Origin of the sequence: Pseudomonas sp. 7SR1 (assembly GCF_900156465.1) — a bacterium.
Taxonomy (GTDB): domain Bacteria; phylum Pseudomonadota; class Gammaproteobacteria; order Pseudomonadales; family Pseudomonadaceae; genus Aquipseudomonas.
The window spans coordinates 2,186,483-2,200,000 of the sequence record NZ_LT707064.1; the positions used below are offsets into that span (position 1 = coordinate 2,186,483).

Annotated in this window: 16 protein-coding genes (1 of these 16 running past the window's edge); 7 read left to right on the plus strand and 9 right to left on the minus strand. The window is 58.6% G+C overall.

Going from position 1 to position 13,518, the window contains the following annotated elements; all coding sequences use genetic code 11:
- Positions 1-2 precede the first annotated feature (2 nt).
- The 3 genes from trpD to BW992_RS09865 are packed head-to-tail and all read left to right on the plus strand — an operon-like array spanning position 3 to position 2,585.
- Positions 3-1,052 carry an anthranilate phosphoribosyltransferase gene (gene trpD, locus BW992_RS09855; protein WP_072389643.1) on the plus strand — a complete coding sequence of 350 codons (1,050 nt, stop codon included), beginning with the start codon at positions 3-5 and terminating at the stop codon, positions 1,050-1,052.
- Complete coding sequence (gene trpC, locus BW992_RS09860; RefSeq protein WP_072389641.1) at positions 1,049-1,885, plus strand: indole-3-glycerol phosphate synthase TrpC; 837 nt, start codon at positions 1,049-1,051, stop codon at positions 1,883-1,885. The genes trpD and trpC overlap by 4 nt, the downstream gene beginning before the upstream one ends.
- 4 nt (positions 1,886-1,889) lie before the next feature.
- Positions 1,890-2,585, plus strand: a complete 696-nt coding sequence (locus tag BW992_RS09865; RefSeq protein WP_076406103.1) for a lipoate--protein ligase family protein — start codon at positions 1,890-1,892, stop codon at positions 2,583-2,585.
- On the opposite strand, the gene crp is transcribed toward BW992_RS09865, so the two are convergent.
- The gene (gene crp, locus BW992_RS09870) at positions 2,582-3,226 is read right to left on the minus strand and encodes a cAMP-activated global transcriptional regulator CRP (protein WP_072389637.1); all 645 of its coding nucleotides are present in this window, start codon (positions 3,224-3,226) and stop codon (positions 2,582-2,584) included. The genes BW992_RS09865 and crp overlap by 4 nt on opposite strands.
- 246 nt (positions 3,227-3,472) lie before the next feature.
- On the opposite strand from crp, the gene BW992_RS09875 reads away from it, so the two are divergent.
- Positions 3,473-3,895 carry an OsmC family protein gene (locus BW992_RS09875; RefSeq protein WP_042730268.1) on the plus strand — a complete coding sequence of 141 codons (423 nt, stop codon included), beginning with the start codon at positions 3,473-3,475 and terminating at the stop codon, positions 3,893-3,895.
- Positions 3,896-4,004: 109 nt separating this feature from the next.
- Here the strand turns inward: BW992_RS09875 and coq7 are convergent, their stop codons facing one another.
- The 6 genes from coq7 to hemJ form a co-directional block, all read right to left on the minus strand.
- Entirely contained in the window at positions 4,005-4,652 is a 648-nt protein-coding gene (gene coq7 / locus BW992_RS09880) for a 2-polyprenyl-3-methyl-6-methoxy-1,4-benzoquinone monooxygenase (RefSeq protein ID WP_076406105.1), read from the minus strand.
- A 73-nt stretch (positions 4,653-4,725) separates the two neighbouring features.
- A complete protein-coding gene (locus BW992_RS09885) occupies positions 4,726-5,064 on the minus strand; it encodes a histidine triad nucleotide-binding protein (RefSeq protein WP_072389633.1) in 339 nt (112 codons plus the stop codon).
- 79 nt (positions 5,065-5,143) lie between these two features.
- Positions 5,144-5,932: an SDR family NAD(P)-dependent oxidoreductase gene (locus BW992_RS09890; protein WP_072389631.1), complete on the minus strand. Its 789-nt coding sequence runs from the start codon at positions 5,930-5,932 to the stop codon at positions 5,144-5,146.
- Positions 5,933-5,994: 62 nt separating this feature from the next.
- Positions 5,995-6,939 carry a DUF805 domain-containing protein gene (locus tag BW992_RS09895; RefSeq protein ID WP_072389629.1) on the minus strand — a complete coding sequence of 315 codons (945 nt, stop codon included), beginning with the start codon at positions 6,937-6,939 and terminating at the stop codon, positions 5,995-5,997.
- Positions 6,940-6,993: 54 nt separating this feature from the next.
- Positions 6,994-7,962 (minus strand): NAD(P)H-dependent flavin oxidoreductase, encoded by a 969-nt coding sequence (locus BW992_RS09900; RefSeq protein ID WP_076406107.1) that lies wholly within the window; start codon positions 7,960-7,962, stop codon positions 6,994-6,996.
- A gap of 36 nt (positions 7,963-7,998) precedes the next feature.
- The gene (hemJ, locus tag BW992_RS09905) at positions 7,999-8,430 is read right to left on the minus strand and encodes a protoporphyrinogen oxidase HemJ (RefSeq protein ID WP_072389625.1); all 432 of its coding nucleotides are present in this window, start codon (positions 8,428-8,430) and stop codon (positions 7,999-8,001) included.
- A 132-nt stretch (positions 8,431-8,562) separates the two neighbouring features.
- Between hemJ and argC the strand changes: the two genes are divergently transcribed.
- Together argC and erpA are read left to right on the plus strand one after the other, a co-directional pair.
- Positions 8,563-9,597: an N-acetyl-gamma-glutamyl-phosphate reductase gene (argC, locus tag BW992_RS09910; RefSeq protein WP_072389623.1), complete on the plus strand. Its 1,035-nt coding sequence runs from the start codon at positions 8,563-8,565 to the stop codon at positions 9,595-9,597.
- Between the two features lie 158 nt (positions 9,598-9,755).
- Positions 9,756-10,106, plus strand: coding sequence for an iron-sulfur cluster insertion protein ErpA (erpA, locus tag BW992_RS09915; protein ID WP_053156455.1), 351 nt, complete (start codon positions 9,756-9,758; stop codon positions 10,104-10,106).
- Positions 10,107-10,182: 76 nt separating this feature from the next.
- Here erpA and BW992_RS09920 read toward each other — a convergent pair whose 3' ends face one another.
- Positions 10,183-11,274: an anhydro-N-acetylmuramic acid kinase gene (locus BW992_RS09920; protein WP_076406109.1), complete on the minus strand. Its 1,092-nt coding sequence runs from the start codon at positions 11,272-11,274 to the stop codon at positions 10,183-10,185.
- Between the two features lie 3 nt (positions 11,275-11,277).
- Positions 11,278-12,693 carry a peptidoglycan DD-metalloendopeptidase family protein gene (locus BW992_RS09925; protein WP_072389619.1) on the minus strand — a complete coding sequence of 472 codons (1,416 nt, stop codon included), beginning with the start codon at positions 12,691-12,693 and terminating at the stop codon, positions 11,278-11,280.
- Positions 12,694-12,903: 210 nt separating this feature from the next.
- Here BW992_RS09925 and tyrS point away from each other — a divergent pair, with 210 nt between their 5' ends.
- Positions 12,904-13,518, plus strand: the 5' portion of a protein-coding gene (gene tyrS / locus BW992_RS09930; protein WP_072459136.1) for a tyrosine--tRNA ligase. It continues 585 nt past the right edge of the window; the window shows 615 of its 1,200 coding nt (coding positions 1-615); its start codon is at positions 12,904-12,906; the stop codon falls past the right edge of the window.

Genomic DNA, 13,518 nt, shown 5'->3' on the forward strand with positions numbered 1-13,518 from the left:
TCATGGATATCAAGACAGCCCTGAGCCGTATCGTCGGTCATCTCGACCTGAGCACCGACGAGATGCGTGATGTGATGCGCGAAATCATGACCGGCCAATGCACCGACGCACAGATTGGCGCGTTCATGATGGCCATGCGCATGAAGAGCGAGAGCATCGATGAAATCGTCGGCGCGGTCTCGGTCATGCGCGAGCTGGCGGACAAGGTCGAGCTCAAGACCTTGGATGGCGTGGTGGATGTGGTTGGCACCGGCGGCGACGGCGCCAATATCTTCAACGTATCCACTGCCTCGGCGTTCGTCGTCGCGGCCGCCGGCTGCACCGTGGCCAAGCACGGCAATCGTGCGGTCTCGGGCAAGAGCGGAAGTGCCGATCTGTTGGAGGCGGCCGGTATCTACTTGAACCTCACGCCGGTCCAGGTGGCACGCTGCATCGATAATGTCGGTATTGGCTTCATGTTCGCCCAGACTCATCACAGCGCCATGAAACATGCTGCCGCACCACGTCGTGACCTGGGCCTGCGCACCCTGTTCAACATGCTTGGCCCGCTTACGAATCCGGCCGGCGTGAAACACCAGGTGGTCGGAGTGTTCAGCCAGGCGCTGTGCCGGCCGTTGGCGGAGGTTCTGCAGCGTCTGGGCAGCAAGCACGTATTGGTGGTCCATTCCAAGGACGGCCTCGATGAGTTCAGCCTGGCGGCGCCTACTTATGTGGCTGAACTAAAGAATGATCAGATCAGCGAATACTGGGTCGAACCTGAAGACCTGGGCATGAAGAGCCAGAGCTTGCACGGTCTGGCGGTGGATGGGCCGGCGCAGTCGCTGGAACTGATTCGCGATGCCCTGGGACGTCGCAAGACCGAGAATGGCCAGAAGGCCGCCGAAATGATCGTGCTCAACGCTGGCGCTGCTCTATACGCCGCCGACCACGCCAGTACGCTCAAGCAGGGGGTGGAGTTGGCCCATGATGCCTTGCACACTGGCCTGGCTCGGGAAAAGCTCGAAGAGTTGGGTGCATTTACCGCTGTATTCAAAGTGGAGAACGAAGGATGAGCGTGCCAACGGTTCTGGAAAAAATCCTGGCTCGCAAGGCTGAGGAAGTGGCCGAGCGCAGTGCCCGGGTCAGTCTGGCCGAGCTGGAAAACCTGGCACGTTCGGCTGATGCTCCCCGTGGCTTCGCCAAGGCACTGATCGACCAGGCGAAGAAAAAGCAGCCGGCGGTGATTGCCGAGATCAAGAAGGCGTCCCCCAGCAAGGGCGTGATCCGTGAACACTTCGTCCCGGCCGACATCGCCAAAAGCTACGAGAAGGGTGGGGCGACCTGCCTCTCGGTGCTCACCGATATCGATTTTTTCCAAGGCGCCGACGACTACCTCAAGCAGGCGCGTGCTGCGTGCAATCTGCCAGTCATCCGCAAGGATTTCATGATCGATCCGTACCAGATCGTCGAGGCTCGAGCGTTGGGCGCCGATTGCGTGCTGTTGATCGTCTCCGCCCTGGACGACGTGAAAATGGCCGAACTGGCGGCTGTCGCCAAGGGTGTGGGGCTGGATGTACTGGTAGAGGTGCATGACGGCGAGGAATTGGAGCGGGCCTTGAAAACCCTGGATACCAGGCTGGTGGGCGTGAACAATCGAAACCTGCATACCTTCGAAGTCAGCCTGGAAACGACCCTGGACCTGCTGCCCCGCATTCCCCGTGATCGGCTGGTCATTACCGAGAGCGGTATTCTCAACCGGGCCGACGTCGAGCTGATGGAAGTCAACGACGTCTACTCGTTCCTGGTAGGTGAGGCATTCATGCGGGCCGAAAGCCCGGGTACGGAGTTGCAACGCCTGTTCTTTCCAGAGCGGGGCGTTCCGGTGAGCGGCTCGACGCTTGATTGAGCCGATGGCTCCGGTGATCGCCCTGACCGTTGAAGCCGGTCTCCAAGCCGAGCAGGACTTGTTGGCCAGTGTCTGTGCCGGCGATGCCGAGTTCGGCCTGCTGTTCTGGCGGCCCAGCGACCGCGCGTTGGTCATGCCGCGCCGTCTGGCCCGCTTGTCGGGATTCGAGTACGCCTGTGAGGTCTCGGCTGCCAGTGGCTGGCCGGTGCTGCTGCGCGAAACCGGGGGCGAACCGGTGCCGCAGTCGGCCGCTACCGTCAATATCGCCCTGGTTTATGCACCTCCACGTAGCGAGGGCGATCATGGCCGGATCGAAACTGCCTATCGTCGGTTGTGTGATCCCATTTGCCAGTTGTTGGACGAACTGGGCGGAGTGGCATCGCTAGGGGAGGTGGACGGGGCGTTTTGCGACGGTCGGTTCAACGTCAATCTCGACGGCCGTAAAATGGTTGGCACCGCTCAACGCTGGCGCCAGAGCAAGGGCGGACAGCGCCCCGTAGGCCTGGTACACGGGGCGTTGCTAGTGGATAACGAGCGCGAATCGATGGTTGCCGCGGTCAACCGCTTCAATGAAGCCTGCGGCCTGGAACAACGGGTACGGGCTGAGAGCCACATCGCCCTGCATGAAAAATTTTCCGACCCTCACGCGCTGGAGCGGCTTGAGGCGCTTTATCGGAATCTGGCGGACGAGCTGTTCTAGCGCGTACCGAACACCACCATTGTCTTGCCTTTCACGCTTACCAGGTTGCGCTCTTCAAGGTCCTTGAGTACGCGACCGACCATTTCCCTCGAACACCCTACAATTCGACCGATCTCTTGCCGGGTTACCTTTATCTGCATGCCGTCCGGGTGCGTCATCGCATCGGGTTGCTTGCACAGATCCAGCAGGCAGCGGGCGACCCGACCGGTCACGTCAAAGAAGGCGAGGTCACCCACTTTGCGAGTGGTATTGCGCAAGCGCTGGGCGATCTGACCGCCGAGGACATAAAGAATGTCCGGATCCTGGAGGGACAACTCCCGGAATTTGCTGTAGCTGATTTCCGCAACTTCGCATTCGATCTTGGTCCGCACCCAGGCGCTGCGTTCCTGCTCCTTGCCCGCCTGTTCGAATAATCCCAGCTCACCGAAGAAGTCCCCTGAGTTGAGATAGGCGATGATCATTTCTCGCCCATCCTCATCCTCGATCAGGATAGTGACCGACCCCTTGATAATGAAAAACAGCGTATCGGAGCGATCACCGGCACAGATGATGTTGTGTTTGGCCGGGTAGCGGCGACGCTGGCAATGCATCAAGAGTTTGTCGAGATTCTTGATCTTGGACGTGGGAGTAATGGCAACCATGGTTGTATCCCGAAAGACGGCGCAGTGTGTGTTGGTTTGGTTTTTTTATGGATACGAATAGCTATCGCTAAAAGCTGGCGATACGCCAGCGAATGGTCGCCAGCTTAACAGAGCTCTCTAGATTGATTCGAGAATTTACCTAGTGCCCTGGTTCGCAGGGGCTTTGCCGGCATCGCACGTTGGAGACTGTCGTGGGGAGCGCTGTGCTAAGCTGGCGACCCTTTTTTAGACAGTGGAGTCTTGGCGATGAAGGCACGCATCCAATGGGCTGGCGAAGCCATGTTCCTCGGTGAGTCGGGCAGCGGCCACGTGGTCGTGATGGATGGTCCGCCCGATGCCGGTGGTCGAAACCTGGGTGTCCGGCCCATGGAAATGCTCCTGCTGGGCGTGGGTGGTTGCAGTAACTTCGATGTGGTCAGCATTCTCAAGAAGTCTCGCCAGGCTGTCGAAAGTTGCGAGGCCTTTCTGGAGGCGGAACGTGCCACTGAAGATCCGAAGGTGTTCACCAAGATCCACATGCATTTCGTGGTCAAGGGGCGTGCCCTGAAGGAAGCCCAGGTCAAGCGAGCCATCGAGCTGTCCGCCGAAAAATACTGCTCGGCGTCCATCATGTTGGGCGCAGCGGGCGTTGAGATCACCCACGACTATGAAATCATCGAGTTGGGTTGAGGCGGTACGCAACATGCCGTGTTCAGGCTCCTGATAAAAAAGGCGACTGCCCTGTCCGGGTAGTCGCCTTTTTTTGATGGCCTGCCTGGTCTGAAAAGGGACGCTGTGATCAGATCCGATAAGTACTCTTGGTCATGACCTTGGCCAGCAGGCTCATGCCGAACTTTACCGGTGCCGGGAATCGGAAACCGCCGGCCTCGATGGCGCTTTCGGCATGGTGTTCTTCATCCTCGCGCATCTGCTCCAGGATCGCCCGGGACTTTCCATCCTCGGCGGGCAGTTGTTCGAGATGCTCGTTCAGATGTTTGCACACCTGATGTTCTGTCGCCGCAACGAAACCGAGGCTGACCTTGTCACTGATCAGTCCGGCTACTGCGCCTATTCCAAATGACATACCGTAGAACAGTGGATTCAACACGCTGGTATGGCTGCCCAACTGGCGAATGCGCTGTTCGCACCAGACCAGATGATCGATTTCTTCCTCGGCCGCATGCTCCATCGCCTCGCGCACCTGGGGCAATTTCGCTGTCAGGGCCTGGCCTTGGTACAACGCCTGGGCACAGACCTCTCCCGTGTGATTGATGCGCATCAACCCGGCAACGTGGCGGGCCTGCTCGTCACTCAGTTGCGCGTCCGGCTGCACGATCGCCGGTGATGGGCGGTATGGCTGGCCACTGAAGGGCAGCAGCGTGCGCATCGCGGTATCGGCTTGCAGCAGCAGCCGGTCTATCGGCGAGTAGTGACGTTGGGTGGTCATGCTTACCTCCGGAAGAATCATGGCGACCAGTTTAACCCAACCGGTCGCTCAGGATTTGCGTTGAGTCAGGGTATCAACCCGGTGGCCAGTTCATCTGGCGCTGTCCCAGCACATGCATATGGATGTGATAGACGGTCTGCCCACCGAGTTCATTGCAATTCATCACAACGCGGAAACCTTCCTCGCACCCCAGTTCAAGCGCCAGGCGCTGGGCAGTGAACAGAATGTGCCCGGCCAGTCCTTTGTCTTCTTCGGTCAGGTCATTGAGAGTGCGGATCGGTTTCTTTGGAATGACCAGGAAATGCACCGGTGCCTGGGGGGCGATGTCATGGAAGGCCAGGACCTGGTCATCCTCGTAAATGATCTTGGCCGGGATTTCCCGGTTGATGATCTTGGAAAACAGAGTATCCAAAGTCGTTTCTCCCTTGGGGTCGTGGAACGCGAGTGTACCGAAGGTTCGGCTGGCGGGGCCGGCTTCACTTCAAATTTCATCAGCGGGGGCAGTAGGCCTTGTTGATCATGCCTGCGAGTGTCCTGACCAGCCAACGTGGTCCCAGCCGTGGCAACCTGGCCAGCCAGCGATTGCGTCGCCCCGGAATGATGATGGCCCGGTTCTTGTCCAGGGCGCGTACGGTATACAGCGCAACCTCCTCGGGGCTCATCAGTAGCTGACTGTCGATGAGTTTCCGTTCGTCCAGTTGTGCTCGGGCAAAAAAGTCGGTCCGGGTCGGCCCGGGGCACAGCACCGAGACCTTGATGGCGCATTTCTTCAGTTCGACCCGTAGGGCTTCCGAGAAGTGCAGGACATAGGCTTTGCTGGCGTAATAGGTGCTCATCCAAGGGCCGGGTTGGAACGCCGCGATAGAGGCAACGTTGAGGATCTGTCCGCCACCATGCAGGGCCATGCTATTGCCAACGGCATGACAAAGGCGTGTCAGGGCGAGGATGTTGACTTCGATCAGGTCTTGTTCAGTCATCCAGTCCTGACCCAGGAATGGGCCGCAGGTGCCTATGCCGGCGCAGTTGACCAGCAGATCGATCTGCCGTTCACCTTCTTCCAGCTCCAGCAGAAACCCTGACAATCTCAGTGGCTCCCCCAGATCGCACGCGCGGAACAGGACCTCCACCCCGAACCGCTGAGTCAGTTCTATTGCGATACTTTCCAGCCGATCACGCTGGCGCGCTACCAGTATCAGGTTGCGGCCTCGCCGGGCCAGGGCTTCGGCCATGGCCAGGCCGATGCCGCTGGAGGCACCGGTGATCAGAGCGTAACGGGTCATGCAGTTCTCCATCGCAACGGCCCGCTACCAGTGGACTGAGCTGTCACCGGCGCGAAGCGCGCTTATTGTTCCTCCTCATAGTCTACAGAAGGCTCGGCGGGTTCGGCGGCAGGTTCTGCAGCAGCGTCATCGGTGTACTCGCTGCTTTCATAGCTGCTGAGCGAACTGCTGCCGTATTGGTCCTCGATAGCGCCGAAGACACCAGCCAGCGCAGCGAAGAAAATCAGCACGATCATCACCAGCCAGAGCGACGCCAGGACCTTGACTGCAGTGGAGTTGCGCGGCGGCGGTGGACCGTAGCGATTGGGCCCGTCGTTGCCCGGTGCGATGATGAGCACGAATGGGAAGATGCTGCCCACGAATGGGACAAGAGTGAGCAGCCACAGCCAACCGGACCAGCCCAGGTCATGCAGGCGCTGGACGTTGAACTGAATGCTGACAAAGGCAAAGCCGAGGAAAACGATCAACGCCAGCAGGCCACCAACCACCATGGCCGCTGTTGAGGTAGACGTGAAGAACCATGCTCCGCCAATCGCAAAACCAACGCCGATGACCAGCATCATGACGAGGGTCAGGGACATGGTCCAGGCGAGGTATCGCAGCCGTCCGATGCGACCATCGAAGCTGAACGGCTTGAGCGGGCCGAACTCGGCAACGGCCTCTCCAACCTGTGCCCGTGGTGGCGCATAGGGAGAGGCAGGTTCGATGAGTGGCTCCTGGGGGTGCATCTGCTGGGGCGAATGCTGAACCTCGCTGAGGTTCAGTTGCAGAGAAGGCTCTGCTTCGATGCGCGCATCGATTCCGCTTTTGTTGAGGGCTTCCAGGTATTTCTGCGCCTCGGTCTGGGACAGGTTGCTCTTGAGGGCCACCTTGTGTCCGCCGAAGAGTCGCTCAATGGCGCTGACGTCGCTCTTGAACAATTCAGCGAGATTGAGCTTGGCTGTGGTCGTATCGACGCCCGGCAGCAGGGCTCCGTCGAATACGATGTTGAAACGGGGTTCGCTCATTGCCGGGCATCCTTGTCATTCAAGTTTTAGTGTTTGTGTCGTGATCAGTTTGTTTCAGCGGGGCCACTGGCCGCCAAGCTGTACCACCCGGGCCTGTGCCTGGCGATATTCTTCATCCAGGCGCTTGACCAATTGATCGACGCTTGGCAAGTCATGAATCTCACCCACGCCCTGGCCAGCGGACCATACGGTTTTCCAGGCCTTGGCTTCATCGTTGAGCGGTTTGAGCTTCGAGCCGAAATCCACCTCGCCCTTGCGTTGCAGAGCGGCCAGATCGAAACCGGCCTTCTCCAGGCTTTGCCGCATGAAGCTTGCGGGTACGCCGGAAACTGCGGGAGTATGCACGATGTCTGCAGCCCGGGATGTGAGCAACATCTCCTTATAGGCGTCAGGCGCATGACTTTCAGTCGTACCGATAAAACGTGTTCCGAAGTAGGCCAGATCCGCGCCCAGCAATTGAGCGGCCAGAATCTCATGACCATGGTTCAGGCACCCCGCAAGCAGCAGGGTCTTGTCGAAGAACTGCCGGATTTCGGCGACCAGCGCAAACGGGCTCCAGGTTCCGGCGTGCCCTCCGGCCCCCGCAGCCACGGCGATCAGTCCATCGACACCGGCTTCGGCTGCTTTCTCGGCATGACGACGTGTGGTCACGTCATGAAATACCAGGCCTCCATAGCCATGGACCGCGTCCACCAGCTCTTTCACCGCACCGAGACTGGTGATGACGATCGGCACCTGGTGTTCGATGCAGATCGCCAGGTCGGCCTCGAGCCTCGGGTTGCTCTGATGGACGATCAGGTTGACCGCGTAAGGGGCAGGGTTCTCCATCCTTGCCAGGCCCGCTTCTATTTCCTCCAGCCAGGCCTTGAAGCCACTGCTCTCACGCTGATTCAGCGCGGGGAAGCTGCCGACGATACCGTTGCGACAGCAGGCCAGTACCAGCTGTGGGTTGGAGATCAGGAACATTGGCGCCGCCACTACAGGCAGGTGCAGGCGTTGTTCAAGCAGAGCGGGTAGCGACATCTGGAAGTACCCCGGATAAGAAGCATCGATTGAAAGTTAGAACGGCCGAACCACGACCAGAATTACGATAGCCAGCAATATCAGAACCGGCACTTCATTGAACCAGCGATAAAAGACATGGCTGCGGGTGTTTTCGCCACGGGCGAAACGCTTCAGCTGGGCGCCGCACATATGGTGATAGCCAATCAGCAATACCACCAGTGTCAGCTTGGCATGCATCCAGCCGCCTTGGGTGAAATAGGCGCTGGCGTTGAGGCTGAGCAGCCAGATGCCGAACACCAGGGTCGCGATCATCGCGGGTCCCATGATGCCGCGATACAACTTGCGCTCCATGACGCTGAAGCGCTCCTTGCTGATGTTGTCTTCGCTCTGAGCGTGATAGACAAACAGGCGAGGCAGGTAGAACAGGCCGGCGAACCAGCAGACCATGCTGACGATATGAAGCGCTTTGAGCCAAAGATAGAGCATTTTCTCGATTCCCAGATTCACGGTAGCCCGATAGTAGAGGTTAGAGCCGCCACACGTCACCTTGGCGGTTGTCGCCACGCCGCGCCGCCCCTATCATCGACGGTTTTCCAGTGGTTCGTTGAGGGCAGGTTTATGGTCAAGGTCGGTATCGTCGGCGGCACGGGTTACACCGGTGTCGAACTGCTGCGTCTGTTGGCACAACATCCGCAGGCTGAGGTGGTGGTCATCACCTCCCGATCCGAGGCGGGCCTGGCCGTGGCCGATATGTACCCGAACCTGCGAGGTCATTACGATGGCCTGGCATTCAGCGTTCCCGACATCAAGACGCTGGGCGCCTGCGATGTGGTGTTCTTCGCCACGCCCCATGGCGTCGCCCATGCCCTGGCGGGCGAATTGCTGGCCGCCGGAACCAAGGTTATCGACCTGTCAGCTGACTTCCGCTTGCAGAATGCGGATGAATGGGCCAAGTGGTACGGCCAGCCTCACGGCGCGCCAGAGTTGCTGGACGAAGCGGTCTACGGACTACCAGAAGTCAATCGCGAAAAAATCAGGCAAGCACGGCTGATCGCGGTCCCGGGATGTTATCCGACTGCGACGCAATTGGGTTTCCTGCCGTTGCTCGAAGCCGGTCTGGCGGACGCTTCGCGTCTGATCGCTGACTGTAAGTCCGGTATCAGTGGCGCAGGTCGTGGCGCCAGCGTCGGCTCGTTGTATAGCGAGACGTCGGAGAGCTTCAAGGCGTATGCCGTGAAAGGGCACCGTCACCTGCCGGAAATTCGCCAAGGGTTGCGCCGGGCTGCAGGCAAGGAGGTCGGCCTTACATTCGTGCCGCATCTGACGCCCATGATCCGTGGTATTCATTCCACGCTCTATGCCACTGTGACCGATCGCTCCGTGGACCTGCAGGCATTGTTCGAAAAGCGCTATGCCGACGAACCGTTCGTCGATGTGATGCCAGCTGGCAGTCACCCAGAAACTCGTAGCGTGCGGGGGGCAAACGTCTGCCGGATCGCCGTGCATCGTCCACAGGATGGCGATCTGGTCGTGGTGTTGTCGGTCATCGATAACCTGGTCAAGGGGGCTTCGGGGCAGGCAGTGCAGAACATGAACATTCTGTTTGGGCTGGATGAGCGACTGGGCCTTTCCCATGCGGGCATGTTGCCCTGAGGAGTGGTTGTCATGTGCGGCCAGCCTGGTACTCGGGCTGTCCGCTTCGACACCTGTGGCTGCCGCTGCTCTTCAAATAGTTGACCAGTTTTCTAGGAGAAGCGGATAATGCCTGCCATCACGCATTATGGCGGCGTCAACGCCGGGAGATATTCAGCATGAGCGTCGAAACCTTCACACCCACGGCTTTGCAGTTCACCCACGGTGCTGCGCACAAGGTGAAAAGCCTGGTCGACGAAGAGGGGAATGATCGTTTGAAGCTGCGCGTGTTCGTGACGGGCGGTGGCTGTTCAGGTTTTCAGTATGGCTTCACGTTCGATGAAGAAGTGGCTGAAGATGACACAGTCGTTGAGCGCGAAGGCGTCAGCCTGGTGGTCGACCCGATGAGCTTCCAATACCTGGCCGGTGCCGAGGTGGATTATCAGGAAGGTCTGGAAGGCTCGCGTTTTGTGATCAAGAATCCGAACGCCACTACTACCTGTGGCTGCGGGTCATCCTTCTCGATCTGATTGTCGTGACACCTTCAGCAAAAAGCCGCAGAGCCTTCAAGGCACTGCGGCTTTTTGCTGTTGGGATCAGGCTGGCTCAGGCGGGGTAGATAGCGCCGAGCACTCGAAGGCCTCGGGCGCCTGTGACACTGGGGCGATTCGCTGGAATGTATTCAAGGCAGCAATGAGCGAGCCATGCGAAAGCCATCGCTTCGACCCAGTCCGGGTCTACCCCGTAGACTGCTGTGCTGCTGACTTCGGTGCTCGGCATGAGGTCGGCCAGGCGCTTCATAAGGGCTGTGTTGTGAGCTCCACCGCCACATACCAGCAGTTCACGGGTATCCGCCTGGGCATTTTGCAGTGACTCGACGATAGTCAGGGCTGTCAGTTCAAGCAGGGTGGCCTGCACATTCTCGGCGGCGAGAGTGGGTAGTTGCGACAGGTGTCGAGTCAGCCAGGGCAGGTTGAATACCTCCCGGCCGGTACTTTTCGGTCCCTTGGTGACAAAGAAAGGATCGCTGAGCATTGCCTTGAGTAGGGCGGGCTCCACTGTCCCGCTGGCGGCCCATTGTCCATCACGGTCGAATTGCTCATTGCGTTGTTGATGAATCCAGGCATCAAGCAACACGTTGCCAGGCCCGCAATCGAAGCCTGCGACCGGTTTTCCTGGTTCTATCAAGCTGAGGTTGCTGAAGCCACCGACATTCAGTACGGCACGGTTGCCGTCACGTTTCTCGAATAGAGCCTCGTGGAAAGCCGGGACCAGCGGCGCGCCTTGGCCTCCCGCGGCTACATCGCGACTGCGGAAGTCGCTGACGATGGTAATTCCGGTCAGCTCGCTCAGCAGAGCGGGATTGCCGATCTGTACGGTAAAGCCGCGGGCCGGTTCATGACGAATGGTCTGGCCATGGCTGCCGATTGCTCTTACATCTTCCGGCTTGAGGTTTTGGCTTTCGAGCAGGGCATGGATGCCATGGGCGGCGAGCTGTACCCAGTTCTGCTGAGCGATGGCCGAGCGGGCTATCTCATCGGGGCCGCTGGTGCACAGGCCCAACAACTCGCTGCGCAGGGAGTCGGGCATGGGAATGTAGTGCGTGGCGATCAATCTGATCGCCGGAGTCAATTCAACCAATGCGATATCCAGGCCATCCAGGCTCGTCCCGGACATCACACCGATATAAAGCACCATGGCTTAACGCTTGCTCGAAGCCAGCATCGTGGCCTTTTCCTGGTCCATGCGAGCCATCAAGGGCTGGCTTTGCGCCAGGAAGCGTGCGCGTTCGGATTTTGCGATTGGATCAGCCATCGGCAGCTTCTGGCCAAGCGGATCGACGTGAACGCCGTTGACCTGGAACTCATAGTGCAGGTGTGGTCCGGTCGACAACCCCGTGGTGCCGATATAGCCGATGACCTGGCCCTGCTTGACACTGCCGCCGGTCTTCACGCCTTTGGCAAAACCTTGCATGTGACCATACAGCGTACGGTAGGTATTGCCGTGCTGGATGATGACTGTGTTGCCGTAACCGCCGCGGCGGCCGGCCAGCAAGACCTTGCCATCGCCGGCAGCCTTGATTGGGGTGCCTCGGGGGGCGGCGTAGTCGACACCTTTATGGGCGCGAATCTTGTTCAGGATAGGGTGTTTGCGGCCTGCGGAAAATTTCGAGCTGATGCGGGCGAAGTCAACCGGCGTGCGGATGAACGCCTTGCGCATGCTGTTGCCGTCGGCAGTGTAGTAACTGCTGTTGCCTTGTTTGTTGGTGTAGCGCACCGCAGTGTAAGTCTTGCCGCGATTGGTGAAGCGCGCGGAGAGAATCGGGCCGTTGCCGACGGCCTTCCCGTTGACCACTTTCTGCTCGTAGATCACGTCGAATTCGTCGCCCTGGCGAATATCCTGGGCGAAATCGATGTCGTAGCCGAATACGTTGGCCATGTCCATCGTCAGGCTATGTGAAAGGCCTGCACGTGCGGCCGATTGTGATAGAGAGCTATTGATCACACCGTGGACGTAGGCCGAGCGTACGGTAGGCTTGGCAGTAATGCGATTGAAGGCATAACCCTTGTCACTCTTTGTCAGGGTAATGCTTTCCAGGTCGCTCAGCTTGGTGTGCAAGCTGGTCAGCTCTCCAGTCGGATTGAGTTCGAACTCGAGTTTCTGGCCCCGTTGCAATTGAGTGAACTGCTTGGCTTGCTTGTCGCTGGCCAGAATCTCGTGGACCGAGGTAGCGGGCAGGCCGACCTTCTCAAAAAGTGTGGAAAGGGTATCGCCTTTGGCCACGATCACCTCACGATGGCCAGGCTCCTTCTTTTCTTCCACGACCGGGGGCTCGACCTGAGCGGTCTCGGCGGTGTCTTCAGGACTGTCTTCAATCTGTGCGAAAGGGGAAGCGCTCTGTTCGTTTGTGGCCTGGACGGCTTCGGCAGCGTCTTGATCTTGTGTCAGTTGTTCGGCAGGGCTTTCCAGTTCGAGACTCAGAGTCGTCTTTTTGGCTTCAACGTCGCTGGAAGGAAATACCAGGAGCGCCAGGCTAAGGAGGGCGGCGATTCCACTTGCGGCCAGCAAGTGGGTCTTTGGGTAAAGCGGTGGCGCTTTAGACGGTTCTGTGGTCATGAGTAATTTGACTTTTGAAAAGATGAATTGGAAAAGATGAATGACATGATGAAGATGAAATAACTGTATAAAATATAACCAAATCCCCTTCGAAGCAAGTCCGCAGGCGTCCTGCTCGTGGATTCGTTGTCGTGCGCCGGTCAAACTTTGTATTTGGTGTGCGATCTTGTATGGTTGGGGCCCTTTGAATCTGAGCCTTGCGGGTCTGTTATGAAGTCGGTTGAAGAGCAGCTAGCGCTGATCAAACGTGGTGCGGAAGAACTGTTGGTCGAGTCCGAGCTGATCGAAAAGCTCAAGCGTGGGCAACCGTTGCGCATCAAGGCTGGTTTCGACCCGACAGCCCCTGACCTGCATCTAGGGCACACTGTACTGATCAACAAGCTGCGTCAGTTTCAGGAACTGGGGCATCAGGTTATCTTCCTTATAGGTGATTTCACCGGGATGATTGGCGACCCGAGTGGGAAGAGTGCCACGCGTCCACCGCTGACTCGCGAGCAGGTGCTCGAGAATGCCGAGACCTATAAGGCTCAGGTTTTCAAGATTCTGGATCCGGCCAGGACCGAGGTCGCATTCAACTCTACCTGGATGGACCAGATGGGGCCTGCGGACTTCATTCGCCTGACCTCTCAGTACACGGTTGCGCGCATGCTCGAGCGCGACGATTTTGACAAGCGCTACACAACCAACCAGCCGATTGCTATCCATGAGTTTCTCTACCCGCTTGTGCAGGGCTATGACTCGGTTGCGTTGCGTGCTGATGTCGAGCTTGGCGGTACGGACCAGAAGTTCAACCTGCTGATGGGGCGAGAGCTGCAGCGTAGTTAT